16 protein-coding genes are annotated in these 13444 nt (G+C 51.3%); 11 read left to right on the top strand and 5 right to left on the bottom strand.

The window, feature by feature from the left end:
• Nucleotides 1-5 precede the first annotated feature (5 nt).
• The 4 genes from EBA_RS13875 to EBA_RS13860 all read right to left on the bottom strand — a co-directional run bounded on the left by EBA_RS13875 (nt 6) and on the right by EBA_RS13860 (nt 3006).
• A complete protein-coding gene (locus EBA_RS13875; protein ID WP_192375258.1) occupies nt 6-377 on the bottom strand; it encodes a hypothetical protein in 372 nt (123 codons plus the stop codon).
• Entirely contained in the window at nt 374-736 is a 363-nt protein-coding gene (locus tag EBA_RS13870) for a NifB/NifX family molybdenum-iron cluster-binding protein (RefSeq protein WP_192375257.1), read from the bottom strand. The genes EBA_RS13875 and EBA_RS13870 overlap by 4 nt, the downstream gene beginning before the upstream one ends.
• Before the next feature lie 342 nt (nt 737-1078).
• Complete coding sequence (locus EBA_RS13865; protein ID WP_192375256.1) at nt 1079-2473, bottom strand: DUF6513 domain-containing protein; 1395 nt, start codon at nt 2471-2473, stop codon at nt 1079-1081.
• Nucleotides 2470-3006, bottom strand: a complete 537-nt coding sequence (locus EBA_RS13860; RefSeq protein ID WP_192375255.1) for a flavoprotein — start codon at nt 3004-3006, stop codon at nt 2470-2472. The genes EBA_RS13865 and EBA_RS13860 overlap by 4 nt, the downstream gene beginning before the upstream one ends.
• Before the next feature lie 3 nt (nt 3007-3009).
• Between EBA_RS13860 and EBA_RS13855 the strand changes: the two genes are divergently transcribed.
• Nucleotides 3010-3171: a hypothetical protein gene (locus EBA_RS13855; protein WP_192375254.1), complete on the top strand. Its 162-nt coding sequence runs from the start codon at nt 3010-3012 to the stop codon at nt 3169-3171.
• 9 nt (nt 3172-3180) lie between these two features.
• Here the strand turns inward: EBA_RS13855 and EBA_RS13850 are convergent, their stop codons facing one another.
• Nucleotides 3181-3882, bottom strand: coding sequence for a ComF family protein (locus EBA_RS13850; protein ID WP_192375253.1), 702 nt, complete (start codon nt 3880-3882; stop codon nt 3181-3183).
• A 70-nt stretch (nt 3883-3952) separates the two neighbouring features.
• Here EBA_RS13850 and bioB point away from each other — a divergent pair, with 70 nt between their 5' ends.
• The 10 genes from bioB to EBA_RS13800 all read left to right on the top strand — a co-directional run bounded on the left by bioB (nt 3953) and on the right by EBA_RS13800 (nt 13424).
• A complete protein-coding gene (gene bioB, locus EBA_RS13845; protein ID WP_192375252.1) occupies nt 3953-4942 on the top strand; it encodes a biotin synthase BioB in 990 nt (329 codons plus the stop codon).
• Nucleotides 4942-6102, top strand: a complete 1161-nt coding sequence (bioF, locus tag EBA_RS13840; protein WP_192375251.1) for an 8-amino-7-oxononanoate synthase — start codon at nt 4942-4944, stop codon at nt 6100-6102. The genes bioB and bioF overlap by 1 nt, the downstream gene beginning before the upstream one ends.
• Complete coding sequence (gene bioH, locus EBA_RS13835; RefSeq protein WP_192375250.1) at nt 6099-6860, top strand: pimeloyl-ACP methyl ester esterase BioH; 762 nt, start codon at nt 6099-6101, stop codon at nt 6858-6860. Before bioF ends, bioH begins: the two co-directional genes overlap by 4 nt.
• Complete coding sequence (gene bioC, locus EBA_RS13830) at nt 6857-7645, top strand: malonyl-ACP O-methyltransferase BioC (RefSeq protein ID WP_192375249.1); 789 nt, start codon at nt 6857-6859, stop codon at nt 7643-7645. The genes bioH and bioC overlap by 4 nt, the downstream gene beginning before the upstream one ends.
• The gene (bioD, locus tag EBA_RS13825; protein WP_192375248.1) at nt 7642-8337 is read left to right on the top strand and encodes a dethiobiotin synthase; all 696 of its coding nucleotides are present in this window, start codon (nt 7642-7644) and stop codon (nt 8335-8337) included. Before bioC ends, bioD begins: the two co-directional genes overlap by 4 nt.
• A gap of 54 nt (nt 8338-8391) precedes the next feature.
• Complete coding sequence (locus EBA_RS13820; RefSeq protein ID WP_192375247.1) at nt 8392-8787, top strand: bacteriohemerythrin; 396 nt, start codon at nt 8392-8394, stop codon at nt 8785-8787.
• 251 nt (nt 8788-9038) lie between these two features.
• Entirely contained in the window at nt 9039-10169 is a 1131-nt protein-coding gene (coxB, locus tag EBA_RS13815; protein ID WP_192375246.1) for a cytochrome c oxidase subunit II, read from the top strand.
• Between the two features lie 53 nt (nt 10170-10222).
• The gene (gene ctaD, locus EBA_RS13810) at nt 10223-11839 is read left to right on the top strand and encodes a cytochrome c oxidase subunit I (protein WP_192375245.1); all 1617 of its coding nucleotides are present in this window, start codon (nt 10223-10225) and stop codon (nt 11837-11839) included.
• Nucleotides 11840-11994: 155 nt separating this feature from the next.
• On the top strand, nt 11995-12537 hold the full coding sequence (locus EBA_RS13805; RefSeq protein ID WP_192375244.1) for a cytochrome c oxidase assembly protein: 543 nt from the start codon (nt 11995-11997) through the stop codon (nt 12535-12537).
• Nucleotides 12538-12548: 11 nt separating this feature from the next.
• Nucleotides 12549-13424 (top strand): cytochrome c oxidase subunit 3, encoded by an 876-nt coding sequence (locus EBA_RS13800; RefSeq protein WP_192375243.1) that lies wholly within the window; start codon nt 12549-12551, stop codon nt 13422-13424.
• Nucleotides 13425-13444 lie beyond the last annotated feature (20 nt).

Raw genomic sequence — 13444 nt, 5'->3', positions numbered from 1 at the left:
GCGGCTCAGGCTTCCGTTTCGGCGTCTTCTCGGCGTTCCAGCAAGCCTTGCTCGCGGATCATGGCTTTAAAGCCCTTCATCACCGGTCGGGAAATTGCAGTTTCTGCCATCAAGCGTTTTTCGTAAATCAAGTTTTTCAGGGCTTCGTCGTCTTCCTTGGCGCGGGCCGTCGCTATCATAGGATGTAGATCGGCTTGCAGAATTTGCCCCGGCAGGTGTTTAACGCAGTCATAGAGCAGCGCCATCACCACTTTTTCAGTCGGGCGCATTTTGCATTTGCCGTCGATGATTTTCAGCATCACCGTCACTGCGCAATCAACGTGAATCGGACTGAGAGGGTGATCGTTCACCCATTGCTGAACGTGATCGGGCGTCATCCGATTTCCTCACCAGCAGCGGTGCGTTTGGCATAGTCCAGCAAGGATTCCTCGACCGCTGCGTAGGCATATTCCGCCACGGCCCGGACGCCGATGGCATGGACTTTTGCGGTGGGGCCGTCGCCGATGCGCGCCACGAATACGGCGTAACAGTCTTCAATGGTTGCCAAAATGCCGGGCATTGCCGATTCGTCGGCATGCTGGCCCAGGCAGTAATTAGCCACTTCACGGGTTTCCAGTAACTCGCAGCCGGTCTCGCTGGCGCTATACACCGAAAATTTTGTGGCATGGCCGAAATGTTCGTTGATGGAAATATTGTCTTTGGTGGCGACGGCCAGTTTTAAGGGAAATTCAGCCATGGGTGTGCGGTCGAGTAGATTTCATTTTTTGGAGGTGTCTTGGGTTTTAGCTAAAGCGAAGCAAGACCGATACCACATGCGCTACAGCCTAGTTTACGGGTGTGCAACGCGGCGGATGTAGACTGGAATTAAAGATTTGTCGAGTTTGCGACAAGTGCAGCTGACAAAGAGCTTAGGAGGTTTGTGAGAAACTTTATGTCCATTGGCAATACCTCATATGTCGTTCGCTGAGCGGAGCCGAAGCGAACAGTTGACTTCGGCTACTTCGGCTTCGCTCAGCGCAAGTCCGCTAAGTCAACGGAAAATCGCTTGCTTTGGGTACATTTATTGCCGTAAATCGCCTTAGTCTTCGTGCTTTTTTAAGGTGTTGCCGGCGGGTTTGAAGGTATGTAAATCCACCACCGGCTCGGTACCTTGCGCGGCGCAGCCCCAGCTTAGTTGCTGATCCTGGGTAAAGCGCTTGCCCAGCTGCCAGGCGATTTCGGCGCGGGCCAGTTCTACACCCAAATAAAAGGCATGGCCGCCGTCGGTTTCGACGTGCAGTTTTGGGTATAAATCGAACGGGTCTTGCGCGGTGTGCAGGCCGTCGCGGTTAAACACATGAATGCCGTCGCTACTGACCTGGATCCGGTAGCTGGGGTCTTTGATTTCTGCTGCCAAACTTTCGATTTCCGCGCGGCTGTTCAAAAACGGCGAGCTGTCATGCACAGTCAATAGATCCGGGGCGATGTGCTTGGGCAGGGTGTTGTGCTGCTTGGCGGTGTACATGATGCGGCGAGCGCTGTCGGCTTCCTTGATGGCGCGGCGCGCGTGTTTGCTGACTTCGGTAGCCAGAATATGGTTGATATTCAGCTCCGAGCATATCCCCAGCAACATGGCGTTAATGCCGGAGGTGTCGGCGTGAGTCAATTCGGTGAGATTGCCGACGCCCATCATCATTTCCACCTCCGGATAGCGGCGGCGGAATTCATGATTGCGGACAATGGAATCGGTGAAACCAAAATGGATAGGGTCGAGGATGGGGTCGACGATGAAAGCGCGGTTTTTGCGCTGCAATATCGCGATGGCCGCGTCCAACGTGTCCAAGTCGCCATGGACTTCCGGGATTAAAATCGGCGTGGTCGCCACTTCGTCAGCAATCCACAGACTCTTGGTGGTCAAACTCAGCATGTAATCGGCTCCGGCTTTACCGCCGGCCAATAAATCGGCGTCTTCCAACGAATCGATGCTGACGGTGAAGCCTTCTTGTTTTAAAGTGCGGATGCATTCGGCCAGATGCGGAAACGGCGTGCCGGGCAGGCAGCCAATGTCGATGACATCGGCACCGCTGGCTTGATAGTAGTAAGCTCGCTCGATCACCGCCTCGACGCTAATGCTGGGGGCGTCGGTGATTTCCGCGAAAACTTTGGTTTGGTATTGGCTTAGGTCGTAATGCTGGGCAGCCAGGCCAAAATGTTGCGGTAAGTCTTTTATCTCTTCCGGGCCGCGCTCGAACGGCAGGCCAAAGTGTTGAGCCAGCGCGGCCAGATCGCCGCGGCAGCGGCCCGGTAAGATCACCCGGTCAGCGCCTTGCGCATCGGGCATGCGGCGGATGATCATGTCGCTGGTAATCAAGGCGGCCACCGTCACGCCCATCACATAGACTTTGTATTGAAAGTCCGGCTGCATTTTTTCCAATACCTGCCGGACTTGTTTCTCCGCCAGTCGGCCAGTGATGAACAGGATGCGTTCGCTCATAGGCTGGCTAATCGGGCATTGACCGCAACGATCAGTTGCTCGACATCATCAACCACCTGCGTATAAGGAAAAGAGCGAATTTTGTCGGTGGCTTCCAAATCGATGGGGCGCGGATAAACCATGAACTTTTTCTTGCCGGGCGCGGTGGTTTCAATCTCCGGCAGGGTGTCACAAGGGTAAACGATGCTGGGTACGCGGCATTTGCCGGCTTGGGAATACAGGTTGGTGACCAATGAATCGGCGATGCCCAACACGCATTTGGCGATGGTATTAGAGGTGGTGGGGGCCATGACAAAGGTGTGGTAATAGCCCTTGTAGAATAAACCGACCGGAGGCGCCGAAGCGGCTTTATCCCGGTAGACCGGCATTTTAGCCTTGATGTCGTCCAGACGAATGCCGTACATTTTCAATACTTCCTCACCGGCCTGGCTCAAATACAGATCGACCTTGTCCAGCGTCAGCATGTATTCAAGACATTCTTCTATATAGTGTCCGGAGCCGGTAATAGCCCAGGCGAGACGCGGTGTGGTCATGGCATGTGTAGTCGTTTTGTGGACGGCGTATTATACGTGAAGATGACGGCTAATCGACTATGGTTGTTGATTATCAAGGCGTTACTCGCGCTGCGGCTGGATCAGTGGCTGAATGCTATCAGCGTATTGCAGCGCTCCGGTTTGCCGCTCGCTCCGGATAATTGAGCTGGCGCTTTAGGCCCGTGCGCAAACCCAAACATCAACTTTGCCGACGCCGGCTTGCTTCAGCGTAGCGGCCAGCGCTGAGCAGGTCGCGCCGGTAGTCATTACATCGTCAATAATCGCAATATGTTGAAACGCCAGGGGCTTAACAAGCTTGAAGGCCTGACGCATGTTTTTCCGGCGCTGCTTGGCTGGCAAGCCGGTTTGATGATTAGTGTCGCGCTGGCGAACGCAGCTGGTCAAATCCAGCGGAATGCCCAGTTGCCGGGATAAATGCCGGGCAATTTCTATGGACTGATTGAACCCGCGCTCCCGATAACGCTTGGGATGCAAGGGTACGGGTAACAGGCAATCCGGTAACTCTGCGCTGTCGGCAATATGCTCGGCCAGCAAGGCCGCCATCAAGCGCGCGTGTTTATAATCGTTGGCAAACTTTAATCTTCCAATCATATGGCGCATCTGGCTTTGGTATAAAAACGGCGCATAGGTCTCGTCGAAGGCCGGCGATTTCTTCAAGCAGCGGCCGCACAACTGCGGCACGTCTATAGCAGTCTCGAAGTGTTCTCCACAGCGGTAGCAACAGGAAAGGTTACGGGGTAGGTCGGTCAAACAGCCTAGGCACAAGTCCAAATCCTTGTATCCCGGACCAGCGCATAACACACAGCGTGGCGGCAGCAATTTCTTCTGTATAATGTTCAGCCAGTTGTTTACCATAATTTTAAATTTAGGTTGATAAGTGGGTGTTCTGCACCGCTTTTGTCCTTACTTTTCGGAGATTATCAGAATGTCTGCAAGCCAGAAACCCTTGGAATCAGCGGTAACCATTCGTAACGATTGGCAGTTGCACGAAGTCGAAGCATTGCTGGCACTGCCGTTTAACGATCTGATTTTTCAGGCGCAAAGCGTACACCGGGTATATTTCGATCCCAACGAGATTCAGGTTAGCAGTTTATTGAGCATCAAGACTGGCTCCTGCTCCGAGGATTGCGGTTATTGCCCGCAAAGCGCACGTTACGATTCCGATCTAAATCCGGAAGCCTTGATGCCGGTGGATGCGGTATTGAAAGCCGCGCAACAAGCCAAAGAGCAGGGCGCATCCCGGTTTTGCATGGGCGCGGCCTGGCGCAGCCCGAAAGACAGAGACATCGAGCGGGTCGTGGAAATGGTGCAGGGCGTGAAAGCGCTCGGCATGGAAACTTGCGTCACGCTGGGCATGCTTAGCGATAAACAGACCCAAGCCTTGAAAGATGGCGGTCTGGATTATTACAACCACAATCTGGATACGTCCGAAGAGTATTATTCCGAAATCATCACCACCCGTACTTATCAAGATCGCCTGGATACCCTGGAGCGGGTGCGTGATGCCGGTATCAATGTTTGTTGCGGCGGTATCGTCGGCATGGGCGAGTCTACGGTCGATCGGGCTAAATTGTTGTTGCAATTGGCGAATATGCCCAAGCATCCGGAAAGCGTGCCTATCAACATGTTGGTGCAAGTGGAAGGTACCCCGCTGCACGGCGTTGAAGCGCTGGATCCCATTGTTTTTGTACGCACCATTGCCGTTGCCAGAATTTTAATGCCACAATCGCGCGTCCGTCTTTCGGCTGGCCGAAAAGCAATGGGCGATGAGATGCAGGCCTTGTGCTTCCTGGCTGGTGCCAATTCGATATTTTATGGCGACAAATTGCTAACTACCGACAATCCGATGACCAATCACGATCAGCAATTGTTCGAGCGTTTGGGTGTCAAGATGGGCGGTTCCAGTTACGCCTAATGTCCAACGCTTTTTACGATTTTACCGGCGAGCTGCGACGACTGGAGCAGGACAATCTGTATCGGTACAGACGTGTCGTCGATGGTCCGCAAGACATAAAGCTCAATGTCGGCGGTAGGGAGCTGATCAATTTTTGCAGCAACGATTATCTGGGACTGGCCAATCATTCCGAGGTGGCGGCGGCATTCAAGTCCGGTGTTGAGCGTTACGGTGTCGGCAGCGGTTCTGCGCATCTGATTTGCGGGCATAGTAGTGCGCATCACGCCTTGGAAGAAGAGTTGGCGGCGTTCACCGGAAGAGAAAGGGCTTTGTTGTTTTCCACAGGATATATGGCCAATCTGGGGGTGATTTCCGCTTTGCTGGGGCGCGGTGATACGGTGCTGGAGGACCGCTTGAATCACGCTTCATTATTGGACGGCGGTTTGCTGTCGCGGGCGCGTTTTCAGCGCTATCGACACGCGGATTCCGCAGATTTGCAGGCTACGCTAGCGGTTACTTCCGGGAAGGCTTTGTTGGTCAGCGACGGCGTGTTTAGCATGGATGGTGATTTGGCGCCGCTGCCGGCCATGGTTGAGTTGGCCGAACAGCATCATGCAGGGTTATTGATCGATGATGCCCATGGTTTTGGCGTACTCGGTAAAAACGGCGGCGGCGTGGTCGAGCATTTCGGCTTTAGTCAGGATGATGTGCCTATCCTGATGGGTACCTTGGGTAAGGCTTTTGGAACCTTTGGTGCGTTTGTGGCCGGTTCCGAGGATTTGATCGAGATGCTGATTCAAAAAGCCAGGAGTTATGTGTTTACTACGGCACTGCCGGCGGCTGTGGCTGAAGCGACTCGCGCTAGTTTGCGTTTGCTGCAAGTCGAGTCCTGGCGCCGCGAACAGTTGCAAAAGCTAATCCGCCGTTTCCGGCAAGGTGCGAAGCAGCAAGGCTTGCACTTGATGGACTCTTTTACCGCGATTCAGCCCGTTCTGATTGGCGACAGCGGCCAAGCCATGGTGGCTAGTCAGCGATTGTTGGAACATGGGTTGTGGGTAAGCGCGATTCGGCCGCCGACTGTGCCGGCCGGTAGCGCCCGCTTGCGGATTACTTTTTCGGCTAATCATACCGAACAACAGGTCGATGCTTTGTTGGAAGCATTGGACAAGGCCTTGTCATGACTGGAATTCATCGAGAAATATATGGCCAGGGCCGACCGTTAGTGATGCTGCACGGTTGGGCGATGCATAGCGGTATCTGGCGTGAATTTGCCAGGCACTTGGCTAGGCATCGTCAGGTGATTTGCCTGGATTTGCCCGGTCATGGTCGTAGCGCCGAATTGGGGACCTTTGATCTACCGACTATCGCCGCCGCCTTGCTCAACGCTATCCCGGTCAATCGTTTTAGCGTGTTGGGTTGGTCGCTGGGGGCGACGGTGGCTTTGGATATGGCGGCCCGATGCCCTGATCGCGTGCAGTCTTTGTTCTTGTTATCCGGTAATCCTAAGTTTGTGAAGAATGCCGATTGGCCGGGGGTGAGGCCGGAGGTGCTGGATGGCTTCGTCTCCCAACTTAGCGAAGACACGCAACTGACCTTGCAACGCTTTTTGGGTTTGCAAGTGCAGGGCTTGCCTGAAAGTCGAGCGTTATTGCATAAATTGCGCTTGGCGGTGCATGAGTGCGATGCACCGGCTAGCGATGCGTTGCAGGGTGGTTTGCATATTCTGAAAAACAGCGATTTACGTAAATCCGTAGTGGGTTTACGTTGTCCGATCACGGTAATGCAAGGCGACAAAGATACCCTGATTCCGGCGCAAACCGGGCGCGCCATAAAGACTCTGAATCCGCGCGTTGCATTACATGTTTTGACCAATGCCGGACACGTGCCGTTTCTATCGCATTCGCAGCAATTATGCGACATCGTTGCGGCGGCTGAATGAGTCTTGCTGTGCTGGATAAAGCCAAGATCAGGCATTCCTTCGCTGCGGCCGCCGACAGCTATGATTCGGCGGCGAAGTTGCAACGCCAGGTAGCGTTGGCCTTGTTGCAAAAATTTCCGCTGCAGTCTATGCCGGGTTGGGTATTGGATATGGGTTGCGGCACTGGCTTTTTGACGCGGCATTTATCGGTCGAAAGCCAGGATCTATCCTGTTTGGCATTGGATATTGCTTTGCCGATGCTGCAGGCTTCGCGGCGGAACAACCGAAGTTTACCGGTTGATTATGTCTGCGCCGATGCCGAAGAACTGCCGTTTGTGGATAGGAGTTTCCAACAGGTTTATTCGAATCTGGCGCTACAGTGGTGTCAGAACTTGCCGGCGGTGTTTGCCGATGTACGACGAGTATTGATGCCTGATGGGCAGTTGGTATTCTCGATTTTCGGCCCGGAAACCTTGAGGGAATTGAAAGCCGCCTGGATCGGTGTCGACGATTTTGCCCATGTTAACGATTTTTATAGTGTTGGACAGATTCGCGATTTTCTGCAGATGGCCGGGTTAGGGCAGGTCGATGTGGAAACCGTAATGTATCGCTTAAGGTATCCCTCGGTGCTGGCTTTGATGCGGGAGCTAAAAGACCTGGGTGCGCATAATGTCAGCCACGCCAGAAATCGGCGGCTGACCACGCGCTCGCAATTACAGCAAATGCTGATGCAGTATGAAAATAGTATGCTAAACGGCGAAATACTTGCCAGCTATGACATTATTTTCGTGCGGGCAAGGCGATGAAAGCCGGATTCTTTGTCACCGGTACCGATACTGATGTCGGCAAAACCTGGACGACTATTGCCTTGATGCGTTGGTTTCAAATCCAGGGCTTAAGCGTTGTCGGGATGAAACCCGTTGCTGCGGGCTGCGAATGGCAAGATGGGATACTGAAAAATTCCGATGCACTACTGATGCAGCAATACGCATCCTTTCCCCTGGAATATGAGCAAATCAATCCTTATGCATTTGCAGCGGCAATGTCTCCACACTTGGCTTGTGGCAATGTTGAAGTGAGTGAGGAGGTTATCGTCGACGCATTTACCCGCTTACAAGCACTGGCCGATGTGGTGATAGTTGAGGGTGCGGGTGGCTGGTATTCGCCGTTGAGCGATGTTTTGGATAATGCTGGTCTCGTTCAAGTTTTACATTTGCCGGTGATTCTGGTGGTGGGCGTCAGGCTGGGTTGTATCAATCACGCGCGCTTAACGATGTCGGCCATACGCCAGGCCAATTTATCCTGCGCAGGCTGGGTTGCGGTGCATATCGATCAGGCTATGCCGGGCTTCGATGGCAATCTGGCTTTTCTACGCAAGGTCATAGACGCGCCTCTTTTGGGTGTTTTGCCGTTTTTGGCAGTTGCTGATTTTGATCTTTTAGCAACTAAATTGAATTTACCAAACTGGCAAAAACTTGATGTATATCAAAAAAAATGAGTAATAGATGTTCAAAATGACGGCTCCATTACAAAAACAACCAGGAGACGTTTTATGGCTTTAATTACTTGGACTGCGGCTCAGTATGGCACTAATGTCGGATTTGCCGACCAAGAACACCAAACCTTGTTCGGTTTGTTGAATAAACTGTACGATGAGGCTACTGGCGGCGCGGCGCGCGCTACGGTTGGCGCTTCGCTGGATGCATTGATTACCTATGTGGTCGATCACTTTGCTCACGAAGAAAGGGAAATGGTTGCTAAAGGCTTTGGCGGTTATGACCGTCACAAAGCGGAACATGAAGCTTTGATCGGTATCTGCGCGGATTTACAGAAAAAATTCCACGCGGGTGAAGCCGAAGTGACCGAGGACGTCGGTCAGTTGGTAAAAGGCTGGTTGGATAGCCACATTCCGAAATTCGACATGGCTTATTCGGATACGTTGAAGTAATGACCGCATAAATCTGTCTTTGCTAGACAACAAAAGGCTTGCGAGCAGCGATGCTCCCAAGCCTTTTTTACGTGTATTTTTTACAAACGGGAAAACCTCTTCTGGTTTGTGGGTGAGTCATGGGTTAAAATTGCCCAGTTAATTTATGATAATTATCAGTAAATGGAATTGTTCGTCCGTCAATGTCGGGCGACGATATTACGAAGATATAACGCATACAAGTTTATAACTACTAATGGGGAGGCTGCTCCGTGAAGAAAACAAAGCAACTGCTCGCTTGTCTGGTCTTGATGGCTTTGGGCCTGGAGACTGCGCATGCGGACTATACACTCAACCTGATGAAGGGCGTGACGCAACTCAGTAACGAGCTTTACGATTTGCACATGCTGATTCTGTGGATCTGTGTGTTTATTGGGATCGCGGTATTCGGCACTATGTTTTACTCGATTTATCATCATCGTAAATCAAAGGGTCATAAAGCCGAGCAGTTTCATGAGAATACGACTGTCGAGATTATCTGGACCATCATACCTACGTTGATTCTGGTAGGTATGGCAATTCCCGCAACCAAAGCCGTTATCGATCTGGACAAGGTGCAGGATTCCGAGATGAGTATCAAAGTCACCGGTAAACAATGGTATTGGGAGTACGAGTACCTGGATAACGGCGTGCATTTCGAGAGCCATTTAGATGAGGCTAGCGAGAAAACCCATCGGGTCAGCAGTATGGATCCACGTAACGTCCCCAATTACTTGCTGAACGTTGACAAACCTTTGGTGGTACCGGTCGGTAAGAAAATCCGTTTTCTGTTTACTGCTGCCGACGTGATTCACTCCTGGTGGGTTCCTGATCTGGGCTGGAAAAAAGATGCTAACCCCGGCTTCGTTAACGAAGCTTGGACTTCTGTCGACAAGCCCGGTACTTATCGCGGTCAATGCACCGAGTTATGCGGACGCGACCACGGTTTTATGCCGGTGGTGGTGATTGCTATGGAACAGGATCAATACGATGCCTGGGTGAAAGCCACTTTGGATAAACAAAACCAAGCGCCTGACTTGAGTGATGAAACCCGTAATACTTTGATGGCAAAAGGCGAGTCTGTTTATCTGAAAAACTGCGTGGCTTGCCACCAAATTGATGGCGACGGTATCTCCGGTTGGTTCCCCGCGTTGCGAGATAGTGCCAAAGTCACAGGCAATATGGATCAGCTGATTGGTTTTATTCAGGCAGGTACCAGCAAAATGCCGGCGTTCAAAAAATTGCCGGACGACGAGTTGGCTCAGCTGATTACTTACATCAGAAACGCACCGGCATTGGGTAATAACGTGGGTGATGAGATTCAGCCTAATAAAATCACACCCAAATGGGACGATGATGAGTAATTCACTGATTTTCGCAATGAACTCATTTTCTAATTTTTGCTGAGGTATAAAGTATGACTGCTGTCGTAGCTGAACATGATGATCATCACGATCACCACGATCACGGCCCTGAGAAGGGCATTTTACGGTGGATATTTACCACCAACCACAAAGATATAGGCACCTTGTATCTGGTATTCGGTCTGATAATGTTTTTTGTCGGCGGTACCATGGCCTTGATCATTCGTTCCGAATTGTTCGAGCCGGGCTTGCAATTTGTCGATCCCAATTTCTTTAACTCGATGACCACCATGCACGCCTTGGTGATGGTATTCGGCGCGGTAATGCCGGCATTCGTGGGTTTGGCCAACTGGATGATACCGATGATGATCGGTGCGCCGGATATGGCTTTACCACGGATGAACAACATGAGCTTCTGGCTGTTGGTCGCTGGCGTGTTGATGTTAGCCAGCACTTTGTTCATGGAAGGCGGCGCGCCTGCGGGTGGTTGGACTTTGTATCCGCCCTTGGTGCTGCAAACCGGTAAGGCTTTCCCGTTTGCCATTTTTTCGGTGCATTTATTGGGTATCTCTTCGATCATGGGCGCAATCAACGTGATAGCCACCATTTTCAACATGCGTGCTCCCGCCATGAGCTTGATGAAGATGCCTTTGTTCGTCTGGACTTGGCTGATCACCGCGTTCTTGCTGATCGCGATCATGCCGGTATTTGCTGGTGCGGTCACCATGTTGTTGACAGATAAATTCTTCGATACGAGCTTCTTTGATGCGGCTGGCGGCGGTGATCCTGTCTTATATCAGCACATTTTCTGGTTCTTCGGTCACCCTGAAGTGTATGTGATGATTCTGCCGACTTTCGGTGTGGCCTCTACCATCATTCCGGTGTTTGCCCGTAAACCACTGTTTGGTTATGCCTCGATGGTGTATGCAACCGGTGCCATTGCGTTCCTGTCATTCATCGTTTGGGCTCACCACATGTTTACCGTGGGCATGCCAGTTGCCGGTGAGTTGTACTTTATGTACGCCACCATGCTGATCGCGATTCCGACCGGCGTGAAGGTGTTCAACTGGACTGCCACTATGTGGAAAGGTGCCATGACTTTCGAAACACCTATGTTGTTTTCGATTGCGTTCGTGGTGCTGTTTACCATGGGTGGCTTCACCGGTTTGATGATGTCGGTGGCACCTGTGGATTTCCAATACCACGACACTTATTTCATTGTTGCCCACTTCCATTACACCTTGGTACCTGCGTCCATTTTCATCCTGATGGCTGCCGGTTATTTCTGGTTGCCTAAATGGACCGGCAATATGTACAACGAGAAAATCGGCAGACTGCATTTTTGGTTATCGGCCATCTCCGTGAACATCTTGTTTTTTCCGCAGCATTTCTTAGGATTGGCTGGTATGCCGCGCCGTATCCCGGATTATGCGATTCAATTTGCGGATTGGAATATGGTGTCCAGTATTGGCGCGTTCATCTACGGTTTTAGCCAATTGTTGTTCGTCTATATCGTCATCGATACCATCCGTGGTGGAACAGGCGAGAAAGTGAGCGATGAGGTCTGGGAAGATGCAAGCAAGCATGGTTTGGAATGGACCTTGCCATCCCCAGTGCCTTATCACACGTTTGCAACACCACCTGAGACTATTCCAACCGAGCATTTTTAACGCATGAAATGAGTGAATGAGATACGCCACGCCTGTGGGTGTGGTGTGTCAGGTAATGATATGGACACAAAAAAGAAAAACATTTTGACGGCTTTGGTGCTGGTTGCGATTGCCTTGACTATTTACGTATTTGCGGTTCTTAAGGCCATCTCGCAATGAGCGAGGATATTGGGCAAAAAAATGCCAAGCTGGTCCGTAAGCTGGCGTTGATTGCGATGGCCATGTTTGGTTTCGGTTATGCCTTGGTGCCGCTTTATGATGTGCTCTGTGATTTGACCGGTTTAAACGGCAAGGTTGCAGGTGAAGCAGTAAACGAAGTTGAGTATGTGGTGGATAAGAATAGGGAAGTGACTGTGGAGTTTCTCACGTCCTTAAACGAGTCAACGCCCATGTTGTTTCGCTCCGAAGTCAAAAGTATGACAGTGCATCCTGGCGAATATTACACGGTTAACTTTTATGCCAAAAATAACACTGATAAGCCAATGATTGCGCAAGCCATTCCCAGTATTACGCCGGGTTTGGCCGCAGAGTTTTTTAAAAAGACCCAGTGTTTTTGCTTTACCGAACAAACCTTTACAGCTAACGAAGAAAAAACCATGCCGGTCCGTTTCGTTGTAGAACCCAAGTTACCCGAACGCTATAAGACCGTCACGCTTGCATACACTTTTTTTGATAACACTAACATCAGTAAAAAATAGAGGGGAAGGATATGTCTACACACGATAGTTATTACATACCGCATAAAGCCGTGTGGCCGGTCATGGCTACCGGCGGCTTGATGATGACGCTGGCGGGGTTTGCCAATCATCTGAACGGTTCGTCGATAGGTCCTGGCATGATGATGACAGGTTTCGTGATATTTTTGGTAATGCTGGGTTTGTGGTTTGCGCTGCAGTCCACCGAGAGCGAATCCGGTATGTACAATCATGGCGTCGGTATTTCTTATCGGATGGGCATGATGTGGTTCATTTTTTCCGAAGTCATGTTCTTCGCGGTGTTCTTCGGTGCTTTGTGGTATGCCCGCAATATCTCGATACCGCATCTGGGCGAAAGCGGCATGATAAGCGGTCCCGGTCGCTCGACCCATGACGTGTTGTGGCCGGCTTTTGAAGCTGTATGGCCAACCAATGGTCCGGGTAAAGTCGGTGGCGATTTCGAGCCGATGGGCGCCTTCGGTTTACCGTTCCTGAATACTCTGCTGTTGTTGTCTAGCGGCGTTACCTGCACCTGGGCGCATCACGGCTTGTTGGCAAAAAGTCGCGATCAACTGATAAAAGGTTTGATCGCTACTGTCGGTTTGGGCTTTTTATTCGTGGCATTTCAAGCAACCGAGTATTACGAAGCCTACCATGAAATGGGTTTGACCCTGGGTTCAGGTATTTACGGTTCAACCTTCTTCATGTTGACCGGTTTCCACGGTTTCCACGTTTGCGTCGGCGCGATTATTTTATCGGTGGTATTGTTCAGAAGTTGGAAAGGCCATTTCACCCCGGAAAACCACTTTGCTTTCGAAGCGGCCGCCTGGTATTGGCATTTTGTCGACGTGGTCTGGTTGGGTCTGTTCGTATTTGTTTACTTGATGTAACAGCCGTTAGTCATGCCGGA

Source organism: Methylomonas albis (assembly GCF_014850955.1).
Classification (GTDB): domain Bacteria; phylum Pseudomonadota; class Gammaproteobacteria; order Methylococcales; family Methylomonadaceae; genus Methylomonas; species Methylomonas albis.
The sequence above is the reverse complement of the archived record's forward strand: the minus strand, read 5'-3'. Positions and strand labels throughout refer to the sequence as shown.

Coding starts and splice junctions, on each gene's coding strand:
- EBA_RS13855 (WP_192375254.1), top strand. CDS start 3,010: ATGTGTAGTCGTTTTGTGGACGGCGTATTATACGTGAAGATGACGGCT.
- EBA_RS13800 (WP_192375243.1), top strand. CDS start 12,549: ATGTCTACACACGATAGTTATTACATACCGCATAAAGCCGTGTGGCCG.
- EBA_RS13805 (WP_192375244.1), top strand. CDS start 11,995: ATGAGCGAGGATATTGGGCAAAAAAATGCCAAGCTGGTCCGTAAGCTG.
- EBA_RS13865 (WP_192375256.1), bottom strand. CDS start 2,473: ATGAGCGAACGCATCCTGTTCATCACTGGCCGACTGGCGGAGAAACAA.
- EBA_RS13870 (WP_192375257.1), bottom strand. CDS start 736: ATGGCTGAATTTCCCTTAAAACTGGCCGTCGCCACCAAAGACAATATT.
- bioF (WP_192375251.1), top strand. CDS start 4,942: ATGTCCAACGCTTTTTACGATTTTACCGGCGAGCTGCGACGACTGGAG.
- EBA_RS13850 (WP_192375253.1), bottom strand. CDS start 3,882: ATGGTAAACAACTGGCTGAACATTATACAGAAGAAATTGCTGCCGCCA.
- bioC (WP_192375249.1), top strand. CDS start 6,857: ATGAGTCTTGCTGTGCTGGATAAAGCCAAGATCAGGCATTCCTTCGCT.
- bioB (WP_192375252.1), top strand. CDS start 3,953: ATGTCTGCAAGCCAGAAACCCTTGGAATCAGCGGTAACCATTCGTAAC.
- ctaD (WP_192375245.1), top strand. CDS start 10,223: ATGACTGCTGTCGTAGCTGAACATGATGATCATCACGATCACCACGAT.
- bioH (WP_192375250.1), top strand. CDS start 6,099: ATGACTGGAATTCATCGAGAAATATATGGCCAGGGCCGACCGTTAGTG.
- bioD (WP_192375248.1), top strand. CDS start 7,642: ATGAAAGCCGGATTCTTTGTCACCGGTACCGATACTGATGTCGGCAAA.
- EBA_RS13875 (WP_192375258.1), bottom strand. CDS start 377: ATGACGCCCGATCACGTTCAGCAATGGGTGAACGATCACCCTCTCAGT.
- EBA_RS13860 (WP_192375255.1), bottom strand. CDS start 3,006: ATGACCACACCGCGTCTCGCCTGGGCTATTACCGGCTCCGGACACTAT.
- EBA_RS13820 (WP_192375247.1), top strand. CDS start 8,392: ATGGCTTTAATTACTTGGACTGCGGCTCAGTATGGCACTAATGTCGGA.